Origin of the sequence: Novosphingobium sp. Chol11 (assembly GCF_945870625.1) — a bacterium.
GTDB lineage: Bacteria > Pseudomonadota > Alphaproteobacteria > Sphingomonadales > Sphingomonadaceae > Novosphingobium.
Window position 1 is genome coordinate 25553 of sequence record NZ_CAMBTS010000007.1, and the last position, 16846, is coordinate 42398.

A 16846-nucleotide genomic window follows, 5' to 3' on the forward strand; every position below is an offset into this window, starting at 1 on the left:
GTAGTCTCCTCAGGCGCCGGCGTTGAGATCAATGACGACGCTGCCGGTCGGATCGACCCTGGCGGTACAGCCGTGCGGCACGACAACAGTCGTATCGGGAAATTCGATGATGGCAGGGCCCGGTGCAGAGAACCCGACACCGAGCTTCGCGCCGTTGTAGACGGAGGTCGCCTCCGGCTTGCCGCCGCGCCCGTACCAGATCACATCGCGCGATTTCTTGGCAGCATCGCCGGATGTGTCTCCGCCCTGCTGGACCACATCGCCGAGGCGCAGGCCCGATAGCTTGGCCGTGCCATGCACCTGCAGACTGGTGAGACCGAAGCCGACCCCGGCAAAGCCGCTACCTTTGCCGTAGAGGCGTTCGTATTCGGCCTCGAAGGTCGCGACCAAACGTTCGACCGTGGCGACATCATAGACCCCGGCTTCGGCGGGCACGGCGACCTGGTTGATCTGGAGTTGGTAGCGCATTTCAGCGAAGCGATGGAACTCGATGGCCTCGGCAGGAACACCCTGTTTAGCGAGCTTGGCCGCAACCCGCGCTTCCAGCATGGGCCAGCGTTTGTTGATCTCGTTCGGATCGAACGGGCTTGAAAGGCTCATCGCGGTCTGTTCGGTGACCAGCGCTTCCGATGCGGAAATGCCGAAGGCCGACCAGCCCGCCGCGAGGTTGCTCATCGGGATAACGACCGAACGCGCGCCGAGTTCACGGGCGATTGCAGCGCTGTGCAGCCCGCCCCCGCCGCCGAAGCCATAGAGCGAGAACTCGCGCGGATCATGGCCCTGCTGCGTCAGAGTGAGCCAGATCGCGTCAGCCATCTGGCTATCGATGATGTGAAGCGCGGCGGCGGCAGTCTGCTTGCCATCAAGCCCGAGCGGCGCGCCGACACGCGCCAGTGCGGCCTCTGCCGCCGCAACATCGAGCGTGATCTTGCCGCCGAAGAAATAGGCCGGGTCGAAATAGCCGAGAACGACAGCAGCGTCGGTCACGGTCGGTTCGGTGCCGCCGCGACCGAAGCAGACCGGGCCAGGCCGCGCACCGGCGCTATGCGGGCCGACCTTAAGCACCGACCCTTCGGTGCGGATAATGCTCCCGCCGCCCGCACCGACCGAGCGGACGTCGAGTGTGGGCACAAAATACTCGTACTGGCCGTAACTCCCGGTCGGCCGCCGAACCGGCGTGCCATCATAGATTGTGCCGATATCGAGCGTCGTGCCGCCCACGTCGGCGGTAATGACGTTTCGTCCACCACCGACTTCAGCGGCGTTGGCAAGGCTGGCTGCGCCGATCAGACCGGCAACAGGGCCGGATCCGACCGTGAGCACAGGAACTTCACGAGCATGGTCAGCGTCGATGAGACCGCCAGTGCAGGACATGATCTGCAAGGATCCGGCATAGCCGTGCTTCTTTAAGTCGATCTCGAGCGCCTCGAGATAGAGGCGCATCGGCGGTCCGATCAGAGAATTGACGATCGTCGCGATCGTGCGCTCGTACTCACCCACGCGCGGGCTGACCTCGGACGAAATCGAGACAAACATTCCGGGCGCAATTTCATGCACCAGTTCGCGCAGCCGCTTCTCGTGCGTATCGTTGACGGACGACCAGAGCAGGGAGATGGCGATCGCCTCCACACCCTGATCCACGATCCGCCGGATGGACTCGCGTGCGGTATCTTCGTTCAGTGCCGCGAACACCTTGCCGTCGAACGTGATCCGCTCATCGATCCCTTCGCACAGCGACTTGGGCACCAGCGGCGCCGGTTTGGTCTGTTTGGCAACATGGGCGATCTCGATCGCCGGTTGGTATTTGAGCCGGTTACCGGCCTTCATGATAAAGATGGTGTCCGTATGGCCACGGCTCGCCAGCAGGCCAACTTTCGCAGTCTTGTGCTCGACTAGGGCATTCGTGCCAACGGTGCAGCCATGATAGACTTGCGCGTTCGCCAGCATCTCCTCGATCGCCACGCCATGCATTTCGGCTGCGGCGCGGAGCGAGCCGATAAATCCCGTCTGGAAATCCGGTGGGGTCGACGATGCCTTGCCGATCTTTACGACCGGCGCACTGCTATCATCCGACACCTTCAGCGCAACACAATCGGTGAAGGTGCCGCCGATATCGACGCCTACAATAAACCGCACGATCCGGCCTCCTCGATTTTACCCAAAAGTTTTTTGGTCCGACAATTGAACAATGACTTTCTAAGTCGGCTTTGGCACTGCTGTCAAGCCGCACGGTGGGTGGCAAACCAGTCCCGCACGGCAATTATTCATGAGCGCAATCAGGCCACCAGCGCGTCGAGAGCGCCATCGACCATGAGAACCGATCCGTTGACAAAGGAACCCGCCTCGCTAGCCAACATGACCACCGGCCCGACCAGCTCTTCGAGTTGGCCCAACCGCATCGCGGGCATGCGCGCGATCTTCTCCTGCCCCGCGGGACTGTCGAACATCTCGGCATTAAGCTCGGTGCGGAACCAGCCGGGGGCGAGCGCATTCACACGGATGCCGTGGGGCATGAGGTCGATCGCCATAGAGCGAGTAAGCTGTAGCACAGCACCCTTCGAGGAGCAGTAGCTCGCCAGCCCCGGCTGCACGCCCAAGCCCAGCACCGAGGCGACATTGATGATCGACCCGGGCTTGCCAACCGCGACCAGGCGCCGTGCTGCGGTCTGCCCCACGGTCCAGACGCCCTTGAAATTGGTATCGAACACGCTGTCGCGCGAAGCAGGATCGATCTTCAGAAAGCCGCGTGCGTTGGAAATACCCGCATTGCTGACGACGACGTCGACGGTGCCGAAGGCAGCCTCAGCGGCATCGAAGGCAGCCTCGATGCTGGCAGGATCGGTGACGTCGCCCTGCACGGCAACGGCCTTGCCGCCAGCCGCTTCGATCTCCTGCACCAGATCTTGAAGCCGTTCAGCCCGGCGTGCGAGCGCGGCCACTCGCGCTCCCGCCGCCGCCAGACCCAGCGCCAGTACGCGGCCAATGCCGCTCGATGCGCCCGTTACGAGCGCAGTACGCCCATCCAGCGAAAATAGTGCAGTCGTCACAGTCTTCTCCATCAACGCAAGGGTGCGACGGTGATTTCCCGTTCGGCCAGGGCGCGCAGTGCAGCCATGACGGCGTCGTGCCGGGGCAATGCGCCAGTTGCTGCCGCTTCGGCTAGCGCATCAAGCTCGGGGTTTGCGCCTTCGCGCACCAGCGCAGCAGCCAAGGCCGCCACATCCTCGGCAAGGCGCAGGCGCGGGTGCATTCTGCGTTCGGGCGTGGAAGTGACGACGGACTGGGCCAACCGCGCGGCGATGGCCTCAGCGAGTTCGGTGAGCCCCTCCCCGCGCATGCTTGAAACCTTGAGCGCGGCGCGGCGTTCATCGTGCCCACGGTAACCGAGCATGGCCTTGAGGTGCATCATCGTGCGCTCTGCATCGGGCAAATCAGCTTTGTTGACCACTAGCAGATCGGCGATTTCCAGCACACCCGCCTTGATCGCCTGCATCTCGTCCCCAAGCCCCGGCGCGCAGACAACGAGTTTGAGATCGGTGAGCCCGGCCACTTCGACTTCAGACTGCCCCGTGCCGACCGTCTCGACGATGACAAGGTCCATGCCGCCCGCCGCGAGGAGATCGATCACGCTGCGGGTGGTCCGTGTGACTCCGCCGAGATGCCCCCGACTGGCGAGCGAGCGGATGAAGACGTTGGGGTTACCGCTGTAGGCCGCCATGCGCACCCGGTCCCCCAGCACAGCGCCGCCGCTGACCGGGCTGGAAGGATCGACCGTGAGCACACCGATCCGCCCGAAGCGCGGGAGGAGCTCAGCCATCAGCGCATTGATCAGCGAGGACTTGCCCGCGCCCGGAGGGCCAGTGACGCCGATGGTGCGGCAGCCTCCACGCGAATCTGCGACTGCCAGCGCCAGTTCGCAGCCAGCAGACGTCTCGTTCTCGATCGCGGTGATAGCGCGCGAGATCGCAAGGGTATCGCTCCGGCGCACGCCCGTCAAGAGCGTCGCAGCATCAAACCCCTTGCGGGCTGCGCTCAAGCCTCCGCCCCTTGGCTCAGGCCCCGGTATTCGCGCGAGAGGCGCTCGAACGTTGCGACCACATCCGCCATCGGCGCGCCGCCGCGGAAGATCTCGCGCACGCCGACGGCTTCCAGCGGCGGCACGTCGAACGGGCGGATGATCCCCCCGACCACGATCGGCAGATCAGGAACGCCCTGCCGCGCCAGTTCGGCAACAATCTTCTCGGTCGTCTCGACCTGCCCGCCCGACATAAAACTCACGCCGATAACATCGACGTCTTCCTGCAGCGCGACGGAAACGACATCCTCGGGCTGCTCGTAGTCGATCAATACGACTTCCATCGCCGCATCGCGCAGCGCGAGCGCGATGGTCGCAATGGCGCGGTCGTGGCTGTCGATAAAGCTCTTGGTGAGGAGGACTCGCGACCTCGCTGCGGGATCTTGCATCGCCATCGGTTCCTTACTTGTTGCGTCCGAACACGGCGTGGAGGACGGTCTGCATCTCGCCGAGCGTGGCATCGGCATCGGCGGCGGCGACGAGCGCTGCCATGACCGAGCCTATGGCGCGGCCTTCGTTCACGTCTACGGCGGCGGCGTGCAGCGCCTCCAGCGCAGCGGTGCAGCGCGCGTTGTCGCGCTCGCGGCGGTGACGTTCGACATCCTCGATGGCCATGCGTGCGGCTTCTGGATCGGGCTGGAACACCGCAAACTGCTCGGGCTCGTCATTGGTGTACTTGTTGACGCCGACCATCGTGCGCGCGCCGCTCTCGATCTCCTGCCGCCACTGGTAGGCCGCGGCCGAAACCTGCTGCTTGATCCAGCCGGATTCGATGCAGGCGATGAGGCCGCCCCGTGCATCGATATCATCGATGATCTCGAAGACGCGGCGTTCGATCTCGTCAGTCAGGCTCTCGATATAAAACGAGCCGCCCATCGGATCGGAAACGTGAACCGCGCCGGTTTCCTCGGCGATGATCTGGCTGGTGCGCAGCGAGAGCGTGACGGCTTCTTCGGTCGGTAGCCCCAGCGCCTCGTCGTAGGCGTTGATCGTCATGCCGTTGACGCCCGAGAGCACTGCCGCGAGGGCGCCGTAGGCATTGCGCACGAGGTTGTTGAGTGGCTGCTGCGCGGTAAGCAGGGAGCCCGCCGTCTGCGCATGGATACGTGCCTGGAGCGAGCCGCTCTTCTTGCAGCCAAAACGCTCGCGGTTGATTTTGGCATAGACGCGGCGCAGCGCACGGGTCTTGGCGATTTCCTCGAAGAAGTTCTCACCGTAGCGCACGTGGAAACCAAAGCGCGGCACCACGCTGTCCGGCTCGATGCCGCATTTCACGCATTCCTCGTTCACTGCGATGATGGCGGCGATGGAATAGGCGACCGCCTGCACGTTGTTCGCGCCTGCCTCGCAGATATTGTGCTCGCTGATCGTCAGCGTATTCCACAGGGGCACGTACTCGGCACAATAGGCCGCGATATCGGCAATCAGGCGATAGCTGCCGCGCGGCGAAAAGTTGGTGCCGCCGCTATGGCCGAAGAAATCCCAGATATAGTTGGTGACATTGCCGCCCAGCTTATCGAGTGCAAAACCCCGCCGCTTGGCTGCCGCCAGATAGAGCGCCAGCATGCCGGGCGAGCCCGCATTTAGCACCATCGAGACGGTGGTCTTCTCAAGGTTCTTGCCCGCGAGCAGGACTTCATAGTCGCTCGCCTTGCAAACCGAGATGCCGCAATCGCCAATCGAGCCGCGCACGCCCGGATGATCGGGATCGTAGCCCATCGAGGTCGGCATATCGAAAATGAAGTTGTAGGCCTCGCGGTCGAAGTAGCCCTTGGCTCCGCCCTCCTGCAGCAGCAGGTCCATGCGCTCGCGCGTCTGCGAGGGCACGCCATAGCCGATGATCTGCAGGTCCATCCACGGCTGATACTGGTAGTGGATCGGGTAGACGCCGCGAGTATAGGGATATTGTCCGGGCATTTCGGAGGGCTGGCCATGCCGATCGAGCCCCGCGTAGACCGGATCGAGTTCCACCCCTGAACGATTGCGCGCGGTGAACGAGCGGTCGGCATAGCGCGCGGCAACGGTGCGCTGCCACAGCGCATAAGGGGTCTCGACGGCCTCGGCGCTTTCGGCCTTCACGCGCGCTTCCTGTCCCACAATTCCATCTCCGACCCTGCCGCAGATGCCCGCGGCCTGCGTGACCATGCGGCTAGCGTACCGCGCGCAGCTGCGCGCAATCCAGTTACCGATCTGGCCGCCGCTTCTACGGTCCAATAATTGGATTGTAAAGATAGCCACAGAGAATGGCGTGCGGCAGGGCGCATGCCAGCCCAGCTCCGGCCAGGCGCGAGCACACCCAATCCATAGATTTTAAACGAAATTCAGCTTGCCGCTCGTTACTCGACCGGGATGTGCCGTTCGAGGAAGGCGATCACCGCACCGTTGAAGGCATCGTTGCGGTCACCAGCAACCATATGCCCTGCGCCGCCGACGTCGGCCACCTCAAGTTCCGGTAGAATGGCCCGGAAAGCGGCGACCCCCGCGTCGCTGACGACATCGCTCTTGAGGCCGCGAACAAGTAGCACTGGCAAGCCGGTCTGCGACAACGTGGCCGCAGACCTGCGTACCACGTCATGGTGGTCCTGCGGGCGAGCTGCGACGATCCGGGGATCCCAGTGCCAATAGAGCCGACCATCCTCGCGCTGGCGCAGATTGCGCATCAAGCCGTTCGGATCGCGCGGACGCGGACGCTCCGGATTATAGGCCGCCACAGCATCGACCGCATCGTCGAGCGTTGCAAAACCATCAGGATGAGCGCGCATGAAATTGACGATACGGCTGATCCCCTCAAGTTCCGGATGGGGCACGATATCGACCAGCACCACCGCGGCTGGCTGCATCGCATGCGCAACCGCGTGGATCGCCGTCGCGCCGCCGAGCGAGGCCCCGACCAGCGCAAAGGGCTGATCAAGCTGGGTGACAATCGCCTCGAGATCGGCGACGCGGTCATCAAGCGAATAGGCGCCGGCAGCGGACCAATCGCTTTCCCCGTGCCCACGGGCATCAAAGTTGATGACCCGATAGCCGCGCTGCGCCAGTGCACGCGCTGCACCCGCCCAGCTGTGCCGGGTCTGTCCACCACCGTGGAGCAAGATGACCGCCGGTGCGTCCAGAGGCCCCAAATCATCAGCGACCAGCACGAGTTGATCACGCGAAACGATTCGGCGTTGCCGCTGCTGGGGGGCTTCAGCCGTCAGTCCGGGCGGATTGTGGTTCATTTTTGACCGCCTTCAATCAAGATATACAGAGGTGGAGGCATCTTGCCGACGCCGATGTAGGTCATATTGCGCTGACCACCAATTGCTCAGAAAATGCGATAAATCCACTTAGTTTACAACACACTTCCCGCACATCCAGCAGTCAGGGATCGCTTTTTGCCCCCACTACCAAATGCCAACTGTCAAAAAAGGGCGCTTGCAAAAGTCAGGCAGGCAAACAAGCGAACCTTGAAGGAGTGCTCCAGATCGAGCGCTAGATTTTTCTTTTATATTTTAACAGCTTAATCCCATTTATAGCCTCCTTCCGTCGTTGTCGAAGGTAGTTTCGTGGGTATCGATCGCTTGTTGGCTGATTAGATCGGGCAGCCTTGCTCGCGTCATTGTCGTGATCATGCAACTCGCCGCCGCGCCTTTCGTATATCAACAACCTTGCCACTAAAGATAAACTCCGCCCAGTCCTGCATCATCCGGCGCCGGGGAACCATGTACTCGGCTGCGTTGTAAGCACTGCGCACCTCGTTCTTCTCCGTGTGGGCAAGTTGCAACTCAACCCAATCCTCGTGGTACTTCCTGATCCACATCGGCGGTTTCCCAAACTCGACCAGTTGTTCGTTGGCCCAGGTGCTGGCGAGACCTCGAAAGCCATGCACAGTTTGGCGGCTGTGATAGCCCAATCGATACAGCGCGTAGATCATCGTATTTTCAGATAGCGGCTTTGTCGGCGTGCTACCTGGAAAGATGTACTCCCCTGACGCTGAAGCTATCATCGATTTTGCGATCGTTGCCGCTTGAGCCGAGAGAGGAACAAGATGTTCGCGGCCCATCTTCATTCGGCTAGCTGGGATTCGCCAAAGCGGCTCCTTGCCATCGAGATCCTCGAACTCTGATCTGACTGCCAGGCGCAGCTCCTTCGTTCGGACCCATGTCAGCAGGGCAAAGAGGACTGCATCGCGTGTAACCGCCGAACGCCGTTCCCCTTCTTCCTGGTAGCCCTTCAGTTTCTCCAAAAATGTCGCCAGCTCGCTGAGCGGAAGGCGGCTCATATGCTTGACCCGAGGCTTCGGCTTCAATGCGCCTCGCAAGTGTGCAGTCGGATCGCTTGTGGCCAAACCGCAGGCAATCGCGAACTGGAAAACCTGACCAACACCCTGCTTGGCACGCCGGCTGATATCGAGCGCTCCTCGTGCCTCGATTTTCCGGATCATCTCGAGGACCTCCGGCGCAGTTATCTCGCGAATGGGCCTTTCACCGAGAAGCGGAAAGACGTCCCGTTCCAGTCTCGACCAGACACGTTCTGCGTGCGCAGGGTCGAGCGCGGACTTGCGGTTCGCATGCCAACGCTCAGCAACCTTCTCGAATGTGGTCGCCGCTTCGGTTTTTCCATCGTCCTTATACCTCATTGGGTCCTTCCCCTCCGACAGCAAGGCCTTGGCTGCAGTGCGCTTGTCCCGAGCAGCAGCTAAACTAAGTGCTGGATAGGCGCCAAAGGAGAGCAACTTCTCCTTGCCCCCAATGCGGTACTTCATCCGCCAAAGCTTCGATCCGTTAGGTTGCACGAGCAGGAAAAGACCCTCGCCGTCAGCCAGCTTGTATGCCTGCGCGCGGGGCTTGGATTTCTTGGCCTGAATCTCTGTCAGAGGCATGGGGGTATCGCTCCTTTCCGATACTCCGCGAAAATACCCCCAAAATACCCCCACACCAAATTTGGCTGCACGTGGAAGGCACCGGGCGCATGCGGACCCGAATCACCCGCAAACCTCTGCTCTTCTTTGATTTTTTGGAAAAATCCGGAAGCGTTTGGAAGCTTCCGGAAAGGGGATTGGTAGCGGAGGAGGGACTCGAACCCCCGACACGCGGATTATGATTCCGCTGCTCTAACCAGCTGAGCTACTCCGCCCCAAGGGGGCAATGCCCCGCGACGAAGTCTGTGAGGCAGAGGGCCCATTAGGCGGCGGGTGCGGCGCGGTCAAGCCTCAGCGGCGGCTCTTTGTATTGCCCCTGAAGCTCCAGCGCCCGGCTGGTTCCCATGGGCCGCCGAGATAGCGGTGCAACGCAAGCCCGGCGAAGCGGAAGTTTTCGGGCCGGAAACCAAGGGCAAGTTCGGCCTGAAGCGCATGGGCTTCGGCACGCTCCACCTTGTTTTGCACAGTGACATGGAGGCGCAGGCGCGGCGTGTCCTGCTGGGTGAGCATGCCGTGAAAATGCTCGGCAATCCGGTCGCGCAGATCCAGCAGTTCGGCGCTTTCGATCCTGAACGCGGTGCCGGTGCCCAGATCCATCACTTGCGCCAGCCTCGCTTCGGGCGGCGGTGTGGCGGATGCCAGCGCGGCGAGCAGCGCGCGCGCCTCCTCCTCGACAAACGGCGGCAATGCGTGAAACAGCGTGACGTGCGCCGCCACGACATTGCGCTCTGGCGGATAGTGCGCGCGCCGCAGCGCTTCGGCGCGGGTTTGCAAGGCGGCAGGCAGTTCGCCGGTGACGATCAGCGGCGCGGCCATGCCCAATGCACGCCCGCTCTAGATTTCGCCGCGCGCACGGCGCAGCGCGAACCACTTGGCGACATTGGCGTTGTGCTCGGGCAGCGTGGCGGCGAAGATATGCCCGCCGGCGCCATCGGCAACCATGAACAGCGCATCGGTGCGCGCCGGGTGCAGCACCGCTTCGATCGAGGCCCGGCCCGGATTGGTGATCGGCGCCTTGGGCAGACCGACCATGGTATAAGTGTTGTAATCGTTGACTGCCTGGATCTCCGATTGGCGAATGCGGCGGCCGAGCGGCTTGCCGCGCGTGATCGGATAGATGATGGTGGGATCAGCCTGCAGCAGCATCGCGCGGCGCAGGCGATTGGAATAGAGCCCGGCCACCATCTTGCGTTCGGATGGCTTGCCTGTCTCTTTCTCGACGATCGAGGCGAGGATCACGGCTTCTCTTGGCGTGCGCGCCACCGTATCGGCCGAGCGTTTGGCCCACAATTCGGCAAGTGTGCTGCTCATCGCGCGCTGCATCCGGCCGATCACGGCCGCCCGGCTTTCGCCCAGCCCGATGTCATAGCTTTCGGGCAAGACCGAGCCTTCGGGCGGAACCGGCGCAGTGCCGGTCAAGGCGGTTTGCGCCGCGAGGCGCTCAGCCACGAGGATCGATGGCATACCCTCCGGGACGGTGAAAAGGCGGCGCTTGAAACCCTCGCTCCCTTGCAGGATGCCAAGCAATTGTGCGCCGCTGGCTTGCGCGGGGACGGTGAACTCGCCCGCCTTGATCCCGCCGTCGCCGCCGAGCAGCCGCGCGCGCGATCTGAAGGCCGCAGCCGAAGTGACCAGCCCCTCGGCCTCCAGCTTGCCGGCAATGCTCGCCAGCGTCGATCCGCTGGGCACGACAAAGGTTGTCTGCTTGGCCAACGGCCCCGGCCCGTACCAGCCATAAACGAACTGCGCGATATAGAGCGATCCGGCCAGCACCAGCGCCAGCGCGATGATCCGCCCCCATTTTCGCGAACCTGCCTGCGCCATGGACCGCCGCCCTCTGCTATTCCGGCTCAAATCGCCTTGATCACGATGCTGGCGTTGGTGCCGCCAAAGCCGAACGAGTTGTTGAGCGCGGCGCGAACCTCCCGCTTTTTGGCTACGAGCGGCACCAGATCGACCCCGGCGCAGCCCTCGCTCGGATTATCGAGATTGAGCGTCGGCGGCACGATCTGATCGCGGATCGCCAGAATGCAGAAGATCGCCTCGACCGCGCCCGCGCCGCCGAGCAAGTGCCCGGTCGCCGACTTTGTCGACGACATCGAAACCCCGCCGATGTCATCGCCAAACAGGCGGCGCACCGCGCCAAGCTCAAGCTCGTCGCCCATTGGCGTGGAGGTGCCGTGGGCGTTGACATAGTCGATATCCGCCGGGGTCATCCCCGCTTTGCGCAGCGCCATCTCCATTGAGCGGAATGCGCCCGAGCCTTCAGGATGCGGCGCGGTGACATGGTAAGCATCGCCCGACAGGCCATAACCCACGATCTCGGCGTAGATCTTCGCGCCGCGTGCTTTGGCGTGCTCGTATTCCTCCAGCACCACCACGCCCGCGCCTTCGCCCATGACAAAGCCATCGCGGGCCACGTCGTAGGGGCGACTGGCCTTCTCGGGGGTATCGTTGAAACCGGTCGAGAGCGCGCGTGCCTGCGCGAAACCGGCGATGCCGAGCGGGCAGATGGTGCCTTCGGCGCCGCCTGCCAGCATGATATCGGCATCATCATCACGGATCATCCGCGCCGCATCGCCGATCGAATGCGCGCCGGTCGAGCAGGCGGTGACCACAGCATGATTGGGGCCCATCAGGCCATATTTGATAGAGACCTGACCCGAGATCAGATTGATCAGGCGGCCATGCACGAAGTGCGGCGAGACCCGGCCCGGGCCTTTTTCATCGAGCACCAGCGACTCGCTGGCGATCCCCGGCAACCCGCCGATGCCCGAGCCAATCGAGCAACCGGCGCGAAAGCGCATCGCCTCGGTCATTTCGGTGAGGCCGGCGTCTTCGATCGCCTGCCCCGCCGCATCGATGCCATAAATGATGAACGGATCGACTTGGCGCTGCACTTTATAATCGACACGCTTGTTCGGATCAAAGCCGTAGGGATGATCGGCAGGCTTCACCTCGCAGGCGATGCGGCATTTCTGATCGCTCGCGTCAAACCGGGTGATCGGCCCCGCGCCCGACACCCCGGCGATGAGGTTTTGCCAAACGGTTTCCACGTCGGCCCCAAGCGGGGTGACGAGGCCAAGTCCGGTTACAACGATACGGCGCATGCATTTCTCCGAAACGTCCGCAGGCCCGCTGGCGCGCGGCCTTTCAAACACAACAGGCTCAAACCCGGAAGGGCTGAGCCTGTCGAAGTCCCTGACCTGTCCGGCGCGGAAAGGAGCTTCCGGCCGGTCCCTCGCCCTTAAGCCCGGTCGGACGGCGCGCGACCGAGGCTGTCGGGGAGAGGAAAAGCGCGGTGCTCAGCCCTTGTTCTCGTCGATGTACTTGATCGCATCCGAGACGGTGGCAATCTTTTCTGCCGCATCGTCGGGGATCTCAACACCGAATTCCTCTTCGAATGCCATCACCAGCTCGACGATATCGAGCGAGTCGGCACCCAGATCATCGATAAAGCTCGCGTCTTCGGTGACCTTGTCGGTCTCGACGCCGAGATGCTCAACAACGATCTTTTTAACGCGGTCGGCAGTATCGCTCATTGGTTAGCCCCTTTAACTCAAAAACAGTTGGATCTTACGGTCAAGCTATCGCCCTAATGACCCGATTGCGGGCTGGCAAGGGGTGCCTGCGGCACGGCCCACAAGCCAAGTCAGCCCTTCCTTGGTTCGACCACGCGCACGTGCAGTTCGCGCAGCTGCTTTGGCCCTGCCGGAGACGGCGCCCCCATCAGCAAATCCTCGGCGCGTTGATTCATCGGGAACAGCGTGATCTCCCGCAAATTCTGCGCGCCGCAGACCAGCATGACAATCCGGTCGACACCAGCCGCCATCCCGCCATGCGGCGGCGCGCCATACTGAAAGGCGCGGTAAAGCCCGCCGAAACGCTCTTCGACATCGGCCTTGCTGAGGCCGACGAGTTCGAATGCCTTGACCATCAGTTCCGGCGATTGGTTGCGGATCGAGCCCGAGGCAATCTCGAAGCCGTTGCATACCAGATCATACTGAAACGCCTTGATGCTCAGCGGATCGCTGCCTTCAAGCGCGGCCATTCCGCCTTGCGGCATCGAGAACGGGTTGTGCGCGAATTCGACCTTCTTGTTATCCTCATCCCATTCGTAGAACGGGAAATCGACGATCCAGCACAGCTTGAAGCAATCCTGCTCGATCAGGCCGAGTTGATCGGCCACGCGGGTGCGCGCAAGGCCTGCCAGCTTGGCGGCCTGCGCCGCCTTGCCCGCCGCAAAGAACAGGCCATCATCGGGGCCAAGGCCGAGCTGCACATACAGCGCTTCCATGCCCTCGGTCCCATGGTTCTTGGCGATGGGGCCGCCGAATTCGCCTTGCTTGCGGGTCACATAGCCAAGCCCGGCGTGCCCTTCGCTGCGCGCCCATTCGTTCATTTCGTCGAAGAACTTGCGGCTCTTGTCCGCCGTTGAGGGCGCAGGTATTGCCCGGACCACGCCGCCCCCGCCGACGATCTTTTCAAACAGGCCAAAGCCCGACGCGGTAAAATGCGCCGAGACATCGGTAATGATCAGCGGATTGCGCAAGTCGGGCTTGTCCGAGCCGTATTTGAGGATCGCATCCTCATATGCGATTCGCGGAAAGGTGCCCGTCGGCGTCACCGCCTTGCCATCGGCAAAGGCTTCGAACACCCCGCCGATCACCGGCTCCATCGTCTCCCACACTTCTTCTTGCGTGACGAAGCTCATTTCGAGATCGAGCTGGTAAAACTCGCCTGGCAGGCGGTCGGCGCGCGGGTCTTCATCGCGAAAGCACGGCGCGATCTGGAAATAACGGTCGAAGCCTGCGACCATCAGCAGCTGCTTGTACTGCTGCGGGGCCTGCGGCAGCGCATAGAACTTGCCAGCATGGATGCGGCTGGGCACGAGGAAATCGCGCGCGCCTTCGGGCGAACTTGCGGTCAGAATCGGGGTCGAATACTCCGTGAATCCAGCGGTTTCCATGCGGCGGCGCATGTCGGCGATCACCTTGGTGCGGCGCACGATATTGGCATGCAGCGTCTCGCGGCGCAGATCTAGGAAGCGGAAGCGCAAACGGATATCTTCGGGATATTCCTGTTCGCCCGCGACCGGCATGGGCAGTTCTTCTGCGGCAGACAGCACCGTGGCCGCGCGGGCATAGACCTCGATGGCACCGGTCGAAAGGTTGGCGTTGACCGTGCCCGCCGAGCGCGCCTTCACCTCGCCATCGATCGTGACTACGCTTTCGATCCGCGCGGCTTCGAGCACGGCCAAGGCGGGGCTATCGCTATCGGCAACAATCTGGGTGAGGCCGTAGTGATCGCGCAGGTCGACAAACAGCACGCCGCCATGATCGCGCTTGCGGTGAATCCAGCCGGAAAGCCGCACCTGCTGCCCGACGTTCTCTAGCGCCAGCGCGCCGCAGGTGTGGGTGCGATAAGGATGCATCGGGGTCTTTCCAATCGATCTGCAATCGGGCAGTGAATGGGAGCGGCCAAGAGGCGATGGCCGCGTGTTTGTCAAGCCGAAGACCCCGGACGGGATCACCCTAAGGCCATGCAAAGGCGCCGCTGCATTGCATTAGCAAGGCATTAGCGCCGGGTTAGCGGCTCACGCAGAAAAGAACGATGAAGATACACCCGCTGATCACGACGACCGAGGCGCTCACCGAATTGTGCGGGCGGCTGGCCAAGGCCGATTTCATCACGGTCGATACCGAGTTCATGCGCGAAAACACCTTCTGGCCCGAGCTTTGCCTCGTCCAGATTGCCGATAGCAGCGAGGCCGCCGCAATCGATCCGCTGGCGCCGGGAATCGATCTGGCCCCCTTGCTCGATCTGCTGGTCAATAACGAAGACGTGCTCAAGGTGTTTCACGCCGGCGGGCAGGATGTGGAAATCGTCTTCAATCTCTCGGGCAAGACCCCGCACCCGATTTTCGACACCCAGATCGCGATGATGGCCATCAGCCAGTCCGAGCAGATCGGCTATTCCAATTTGGTGGAGAGCTGGCTGGGCATCCCGGTCGACAAAGGCGCGCGCTTCACCGATTGGAGCCGCCGCCCGCTGACCGAGCGGCAGATCGAATACGCGATCGGCGATGTGACGCATCTGGCCAAGATTTTTCCGCGCATGCTGAAACGGCTGATCAAGACCGGGCGCGGGGGCTGGCTCGATGTCGAGATGGAAAAGCTGGCTGATCCGGAAAACTATCGTTCGAACCCGCAGACGGTGTGGCAGCGCATCCGGGCGCCGAGCCGCAATCCCGCCGTGCTGGGCCGGCTGAAGGCGCTGGCGGCATGGCGCGAGGCCGAGGCGATGGACAAGAACATCCCGCGCGGGCGGATCATGCGCGATGAAACGCTGGCCGATATCGCCAGCCACCCGCCCAAGGATCAGGCGGATCTGGCCAAAGTGCGCGGGCTTTCATCGGGCTGGCGCGAAAACGAGATCGGCCGCCGCCTGATGCAGACGCTCGCCGAAGCCAAGCCGATGACCGAGGCGGAAATGCCGCCGCGCGCGCCGCGCGGCGCGCCGCTGGGCAAGGAAGGCGCGCTCGTCGCCGATCTGCTCAAGCTGCTGCTCAAGATCCGCAGCCGCGAGATCGATGTGGCCTCGCGGCTGCTAGCGCGCAGCGACGATCTGGAAGCACTGGCCGCGGGACAGCGCAAGAATCTGGCCATTCTCGAAGGCTGGCGGTTTGAGCAGTTCGGACGGGACGCGCTGGAACTGGTCGAGGGCAAGGTCGCTTTCGCGGTGGTCAAAGGGCGGCTGAAGATGGCCCATGTCGATGATATCGGCTCCGGCGGCGACGATCCGGCGGATGGTACCGACATCGCCGAAGAAGCGATCCTGCTCAATCAGGATAGCGAGGACGGCGACGGACGCGACTGGAACGATGAGGATGACGCGGGCGCGCACGGGGACGGTGACCGGAGGGACGACGAGCCCGCCGCATGAGCATCTACCTGCCCACGCTCAAGCAGTTGCAGTATCTCGTCGCGCTGCACGAACACGGCCATTTTGGGCGCGCCGCCGATGCCTGCTTCGTTTCGCAGTCCACGCTTTCGGCTGGGCTGCGCGAACTGGAATCGCTGCTCGGCGTTTCGCTGGTGGAGCGCACGCGCCGGGTGGTGCGGTTTACCGCGCTGGGCAATCAGGTGGTGGCCAAGGCGCACCGGCTGCTGCGCGAGGGGGAAGAACTGTCCGCGCTGGTGCAGGCACACGGCGCGCCGCTTTCCGGCGAATTGCGGATGAGCGTGATCCCCACCATCGCGCCGTTTCTGCTGCCGCGCATCCTGCCCCGGCTGCGCGCCGAGCGCCCGCAACTGCGGCTGTTCCTGCGCGAAGAGCCGAGCACGGCCGCGATCGAATCGCTCAATCATGGCCGGGCCGATTGCGTGCTGCTGGCGCTGCCCTTCGCCACTGGCGAGGTCGAGATGGAACCACTGTTCGATGACCGGTTGCTCATCGCCTTTCCCAAGGATGATCCGCGCGATCCGCCTGCCACGATTGCCCCGGCGCTCATCGACGAGAACCGGCTGCTGCTGCTCGAAGACGGGCACTGCCTGAAGGATCACGCACTTGCGGCGTGTGACCGCCCCGCGCTGCGCGCCAGCACCGCGATGATCGGCACCTCGCTGCACACGCTGGTACAAATGGTCGACAATGGCCTTGGCCTCACCATGCTGCCGCAGATGGCGATTGACGCGGGCATTCTGAACGGCACGCAGATCGTGGCGCGCCCGCTCGAATCCGATCACGCCGTCCGCCAGATCGCGCTGGTCTGGCGCAAGAATTCGCCGCGCAGTGAGGAGTTCCGCCTGCTGGCGCAGGAGCTTCGCGCAGGTTGATAATTGTTGATAAGATTGGTATGCTACTCCATT

The 16846-nt window shown here is 62.9% G+C and carries 14 protein-coding genes and 1 tRNA gene; 2 read left to right on the forward strand and 13 right to left on the reverse strand.

The annotated features are described in order from the left end of the window. Positions 1–9: 9 nt before the first annotated feature. The 13 genes from Q0O40_RS02355 to aspS form a co-directional block, all read right to left on the reverse strand. Positions 10–2136 (reverse strand): hydantoinase/oxoprolinase family protein, encoded by a 2127-nt coding sequence (locus Q0O40_RS02355; RefSeq protein WP_295525701.1) that lies wholly within the window; start codon positions 2134–2136, stop codon positions 10–12. Positions 2137–2276: 140 nt separating this feature from the next. Continuing rightward, complete coding sequence (locus Q0O40_RS02360; protein WP_295525704.1) at positions 2277–3047, reverse strand: SDR family NAD(P)-dependent oxidoreductase; 771 nt, start codon at positions 3045–3047, stop codon at positions 2277–2279. An 11-nt stretch (positions 3048–3058) separates the two neighbouring features. Continuing rightward, complete coding sequence (gene meaB / locus Q0O40_RS02365) at positions 3059–4036, reverse strand: methylmalonyl Co-A mutase-associated GTPase MeaB (RefSeq protein ID WP_295525705.1); 978 nt, start codon at positions 4034–4036, stop codon at positions 3059–3061. After that, entirely contained in the window at positions 4033–4464 is a 432-nt protein-coding gene (locus tag Q0O40_RS02370; protein ID WP_295525707.1) for a cobalamin-dependent protein, read from the reverse strand. The genes meaB and Q0O40_RS02370 overlap by 4 nt, the downstream gene beginning before the upstream one ends. 13 nt (positions 4465–4477) lie before the next feature. Then, positions 4478–6220, reverse strand: coding sequence for a methylmalonyl-CoA mutase family protein (locus Q0O40_RS02375; RefSeq protein WP_295525710.1), 1743 nt, complete (start codon positions 6218–6220; stop codon positions 4478–4480). A gap of 191 nt (positions 6221–6411) precedes the next feature. After that, a complete protein-coding gene (locus Q0O40_RS02380; protein WP_295525711.1) occupies positions 6412–7293 on the reverse strand; it encodes an alpha/beta fold hydrolase in 882 nt (293 codons plus the stop codon). A gap of 389 nt (positions 7294–7682) precedes the next feature. Further along, positions 7683–8936: an integrase arm-type DNA-binding domain-containing protein gene (locus Q0O40_RS02385; protein ID WP_295525712.1), complete on the reverse strand. Its 1254-nt coding sequence runs from the start codon at positions 8934–8936 to the stop codon at positions 7683–7685. A 177-nt stretch (positions 8937–9113) separates the two neighbouring features. Continuing rightward, positions 9114–9190 (reverse strand) — tRNA-Met (locus tag Q0O40_RS02390). A 76-nt stretch (positions 9191–9266) separates the two neighbouring features. Continuing rightward, positions 9267–9791 carry a 2'-5' RNA ligase family protein gene (locus tag Q0O40_RS02395; RefSeq protein ID WP_295525714.1) on the reverse strand — a complete coding sequence of 175 codons (525 nt, stop codon included), beginning with the start codon at positions 9789–9791 and terminating at the stop codon, positions 9267–9269. A gap of 18 nt (positions 9792–9809) precedes the next feature. Next, on the reverse strand, positions 9810–10799 hold the full coding sequence (gene mltG / locus Q0O40_RS02400) for an endolytic transglycosylase MltG (RefSeq protein WP_295525716.1): 990 nt from the start codon (positions 10797–10799) through the stop codon (positions 9810–9812). Between the two features lie 26 nt (positions 10800–10825). Beyond that, the gene (gene fabF / locus Q0O40_RS02405) at positions 10826–12085 is read right to left on the reverse strand and encodes a beta-ketoacyl-ACP synthase II (RefSeq protein ID WP_295525718.1); all 1260 of its coding nucleotides are present in this window, start codon (positions 12083–12085) and stop codon (positions 10826–10828) included. A gap of 195 nt (positions 12086–12280) precedes the next feature. Continuing rightward, the gene (locus Q0O40_RS02410) at positions 12281–12517 is read right to left on the reverse strand and encodes an acyl carrier protein (RefSeq protein ID WP_295525720.1); all 237 of its coding nucleotides are present in this window, start codon (positions 12515–12517) and stop codon (positions 12281–12283) included. A 110-nt stretch (positions 12518–12627) separates the two neighbouring features. Beyond that, positions 12628–14409 (reverse strand): aspartate--tRNA ligase, encoded by a 1782-nt coding sequence (gene aspS, locus Q0O40_RS02415; protein WP_295525722.1) that lies wholly within the window; start codon positions 14407–14409, stop codon positions 12628–12630. 179 nt (positions 14410–14588) lie between these two features. On the opposite strand from aspS, the gene rnd reads away from it, so the two are divergent. Both rnd and Q0O40_RS02425 read left to right on the forward strand, forming a co-directional pair. Then, on the forward strand, positions 14589–15920 hold the full coding sequence (gene rnd / locus Q0O40_RS02420) for a ribonuclease D (protein ID WP_295525725.1): 1332 nt from the start codon (positions 14589–14591) through the stop codon (positions 15918–15920). Further along, a complete protein-coding gene (locus Q0O40_RS02425; protein ID WP_295525728.1) occupies positions 15917–16813 on the forward strand; it encodes a hydrogen peroxide-inducible genes activator in 897 nt (298 codons plus the stop codon). Before rnd ends, Q0O40_RS02425 begins: the two co-directional genes overlap by 4 nt. Positions 16814–16846: the final 33 nt, after the last annotated feature.